This window comes from Salinibacter sp., assembly GCF_042218895.1.
Lineage (GTDB): Bacteria > Bacteroidota > Rhodothermia > Rhodothermales > Salinibacteraceae > Salinibacter.
Map to the genome: position 1 here is coordinate 1 of NZ_JBDGQQ010000021.1, position 4,231 is coordinate 4,231.

The following is a 4,231-nucleotide window of genomic DNA, read 5'->3' on the forward strand; positions in this document are numbered from 1 at the left end:
GTCGAGAGGTCGCGGATGTACTTGGTGGTCTCCCCGATCGGCTCGTCGACGTAGAAGTCCTCAAAACGCGCCAGTCGCTCGTTGACGGTGGTCTCGTCGAGGCCGTAGGTCTGGCCCACGAAGTGCCAGTACTCATCCGGCGTCAGGAAGTCGATCAGGAACGAGGGGCCGAGGTACGAGCCGGTCCGCTCTTTCCAGTCGAACGCGTCGGCTACGACCTCTCCGCCGAGCCGGACGGTGCCCTCATCGGCGCGGATCAGGTCCAGGGCGAGGCGGAGGAAGGTGGTCTTGCCCGCGCCGTTGTTGCCGACGAGGCCGAGGGCGGTGCCGGACTCGATCTCGAGGTCTGGAATCGACAGTTCGAAGTCTCCGTAGCGCTTCGTGAGCGAATCGGTCGTCAGTCGCATCGGTCAGGCGTACGCCGAGCAAGTAGCGTGCGATGGAGGAGGAGATCAGGAACGAGAGGCCGGCTCAGGTATGCCCGGGGCGGCGCGGTCGTGCCGACGAGCAAGGCGACCGCATCGTAGGGCGCGTGCTCGGGGATGATGTTCCAGCACGGCGCCACCAGGGCCCAGCGCCGCTTCCGAGGAGGCATGGCCTAGCAGTTCGCCGGGCGGCACGGTCGCCGCCGCGCTCCGGACCCGGTTCCGCACATAGCCCACCGAGACTGAGCCGTTTAGGGCCGTGCAGCAGCAACCGTGCGGCACTGCGTTGGCACCTTTTCAAACGTGCTGTCCTCGATACGGCGTTCCTTCCACGTGCCCTCCAGCCGGAGGATTCAGCCGGATCGACAGGCCGTCAGAGAGGAATGATGAGCCGTCCGCGTGAGACGGTGGGCCGTCTCTCCTCCAGCGGCACGGGGTGCCCTGAGCGGCGTAGGCGCAGGGCCTCTTCCCTGTGGCGAAGCGTCCGCGCCGGTCTCGGAGATCGTCCCGCGTGTAGGCCCGGATGGGCTTCGTGGGCTGATGGGTAGGCGCAGCGGTCAAGCACGCTGGCGGCGCCGAAACGCCGGGGACCTGCTCGCGGCCAGGGGCACAGTGCTCGCCTGGCTGACCGAGCGCGGACGCCGCAGGGGCAAGCCCTGAGAGCAAAATTGCGCGCCGGTCAAACGGGGCCCCTCCCCTTCCAGGCCGTCTCCCGCCAGAACGGAGGGACGCGGACCTATGGCGAGGACACATCGCGGCTGAGGGTGTACCTCACCCCCAACGATACCAAGTTGCTCAGCGTGTCAATTGGGGTTTTGTTGTCGATTCCGTCGACTGCCCCATCGCTGAGCATGACACTGGTACGGGACTCAAGAAACAGGGCGGTCTTCTTGTTCAGTACTACGTCGAGTCCGGCCCCGACCGACGGCCCGACGCCCGGGGCGTTCCCGCCGAATGACACGCTCATCCCGGCGTCGAGGTAGGGGGCAACGGTCCAATCTTCCGCCTTGAGCGTGTAGCGACCCAACAGCTGGATCGTGTGCCGCACAGTCCCCAAGTTCCCTCCCTCTCCGGTAAGATCGGGATCCACCGTGAACGGAACCCCAGAAACGAACGGATACTGCCCAAATCGATACCCGAGGCTGGTCCCGAATGCGGGGGAGATCTGGTAGATTAGTTCTCCAGAGAGCACGTACGGAAAAACGTCGCCGTCGGTAAACTTGTCGGCGTCGAACAGAAAGTCATTCCTGTCGGTCACGTCGTCGCCGCTTGCTCCGTCGCCCGCATAGTCCGAGAGCCCAACCCCCGCTTTCAGGTAGAACGTATCCCCGGCACGCTTCTTCTGCGCCTGTACCGGCGCCTGAGCTGCAATGGCCCAGGCGGAAAGCGCACCGAGAACCGCAATCAGCGGTGGGAAGCGGCCAGGAGCCCAACCGCTACCCGTGGAGGCCCGTGCTCGCCCGCATCGTAGAATCGCTCCGATCGAGCGCATCGGGCCGCCTCCGACGAGCCCTGGCAGCCCGGAGTGCTCGACCCACTGTCTCACCTGAGCGATGTGCTTTTCAAGCAGACGGTAAAGCCTTCCGGAAAGGATCCTCCCGATGCATGGCATGGGAAGAGCAGAGGCAATGGCGTAAGTGCAAAGCTGGCCGCAACGGGTAGAGAGACGGTCCCCCGCCGGTACTACTCGCGTGGAAATTGCCTCTGGCAGTGCCCGCTCGGGGCCCGGAGGTCGTCGTAGTCGGTTAGACGCTAGAGCTCCTTTCTAGCCCCAAAAGCGTCAAGGTCACCTCCTTTCCCCGCATCGGATTTTGACTACACCGGAGCCTACGCCCAACAGAGCGGCAGCTCTACGGGTGACCGGAAGCCTACATGTCACACTCTCCGTCCTGCACCGGCACTGAGTCGACGCGGCGGTTCTGCTGAGTGTCCCCCTTCTTCGTGGTTACGCCCTCGACCTCCCCCTCACCGCTGGTCGAAATCCGGGCTTCCGACACGCCGCTGTCCTGGTAGAAGCTCGCTACCGCTCGGGCCCGGTCCGCCGATAGGGACTGCGGATTGCGTTCGTCTGGCGCAGCGAAGCCTTTCACTTGCACGTTCAGCTTCGGGCACTTCGACAGCACGTCGGCGTTTTCCGAGAGGCTCTTTTTCGCCTCCTCGGTCAGGGTGCTGGAGTTTTGCTCGAAGAATACTGTGTTCATCTCGCCGATTGTCGTGCAGACCGCCGGGGGCTGGTTGACGCGCACAGCTACGGTGTCGGTGTCCTTGCCAACGTCGTTGCTGGCGTCGAGGCGGACGGTGTACTCGCCAGGCTCTTCGTAGGTGCGAGTGGTCGATTCCCCGGAGGCCTTGGTGCCGTCGCTGAAGGTCCAGTTGTAGGTGATGGGGCGGTCCCCCTCGACGGTGCTGCTGAACCGGACCGTCCCGCACTCGTCGACAGGATTCGGGGTAGCGTCGATCGACGCAATCACGGCCGGCTGGGGAGCAGGAGTAGCGTTGACCGTACACGACTGGCGTGCCCTCCCTGCATCATTGCGGGCGGTAAACGTCACTTCGTAGGTCCCCGGCTGGCTGTAGGTGTGGGAAACGGTGAGGCCCGACGCGGTCTCTCCATCGCCGAGCCGCCACTGGTATTCCACAGGTCTGTAGACTTCCTCCCCATTGACACGAGCCGTGAGGGTAAAAGACTTAGTAGCGCGTACCTCCTCGGGGCAGTTTAGGACGCGGATCCGCGGTGGCGTCCTGCGACTGAGGTTGTACTTCACCCCCAGGGACAGAGCCTTGCTCAGCGCATCAACGGGGGTTTCGGTGTCAATGCCATCGGCCGCAGCGTCATCTAGGATAAAGCTGGACCGGGACTCGAGAAACAGGGAGGTCCGACTGCTCAGAAGCACGTCGACCCCCACCCCGATAGAGGGGCCGAGTCCTGGGGTGTTGCCGCCAAGTGACACGCCCAGCCCGGCGTCGAGGTAGGGGGCAGCGGTCCAATCTTCCGCCTTGAGCGTGTAGCGTCCCAGAAGCTGTATCGTGTGCCGTACAGTCCCCAGGTCCCCTCCTTCTCCGGTAAGATCGGGATCCACGGTAAACGGAACCCCGGAAACGAATGGATACTGCCCGAATCGGTACCCCAGACTCGCTCCCAGCGCGGGCGAGATCTGATAGCCCAGCTCTCCGGAAAGCGTATACGGAAAGACGTCTCCATCGGTAAACTTCTGGGCATCGAATATGAAATCATAATCGTCCGTCACGTCGTCTACGTCCGATTGCCCGTCGGCATCCCCTGCATAGTCCGAGAGCCCAACTCCTGCTTTCAAATAGAAGGTATCCCCGGCGCGCTTCTTCTGCGCCTGTGCCGGCTCCTGGGCCCGTGCCGACATCCCGGCCATGAAGCCTCCGAGGAGGAGCGTGTAGAGAACCACGAGCAGCGGCCGGATGCGGCCAGAGAAGCAACTGCCGCCCGCAAGAAACTGTCCTCGTCCGTAGCGAATGGGCCGTCGCTTCGCGTGGGTGAGTGTGAGTCGAGACATCTCAGAAATAATCTCTCTAACAGCGTGTGGCATCAGTGGGGCCGTATCTTTCGTAAGCGGTCGAATCTACACATAGCCAGGTCCTGCGCGCGATAATGCACCGTCAGCCTTTCTAGAGGGGTCGCAGGACGTACTCAGACCTAAGCAAGCTACCTGATTGAGGAGTTCTACTATCGATCTGGACAGATGCGCGGGCGACATGCATGTTGGGGCCCTGTCAAGATTGTAGAAAACAGCAGGGCGTTCCGGTGGCCATTCGTGGGATGTTCTTTTTCTTAG

The 4,231-nt window shown here is 63.0% G+C and carries 3 protein-coding genes; all 3 read right to left on the reverse strand.

The features are described 5' to 3' along the window. Window positions 1-407 (reverse strand): ATP-binding cassette domain-containing protein (locus tag ABEL04_RS02420; protein WP_375800784.1); only part of this gene is annotated, 407 nt, incomplete at its 3' end. A 754-nt stretch (window positions 408-1,161) separates the two neighbouring features. Next, window positions 1,162-1,917: an outer membrane beta-barrel protein gene (locus ABEL04_RS02425; RefSeq protein ID WP_375800785.1), complete on the reverse strand. Its 756-nt coding sequence runs from the start codon at window positions 1,915-1,917 to the stop codon at window positions 1,162-1,164. A 376-nt stretch (window positions 1,918-2,293) separates the two neighbouring features. Continuing rightward, entirely contained in the window at window positions 2,294-3,952 is a 1,659-nt protein-coding gene (locus ABEL04_RS02430) for a PKD domain-containing protein (RefSeq protein ID WP_375800786.1), read from the reverse strand. Window positions 3,953-4,231: the final 279 nt, after the last annotated feature.

Coding starts and splice junctions, on each gene's coding strand:
- ABEL04_RS02425 (WP_375800785.1), bottom strand. CDS start 1,917: ATGCGCTCGATCGGAGCGATTCTACGATGCGGGCGAGCACGGGCCTCC.
- ABEL04_RS02430 (WP_375800786.1), bottom strand. CDS start 3,952: ATGTCTCGACTCACACTCACCCACGCGAAGCGACGGCCCATTCGCTAC.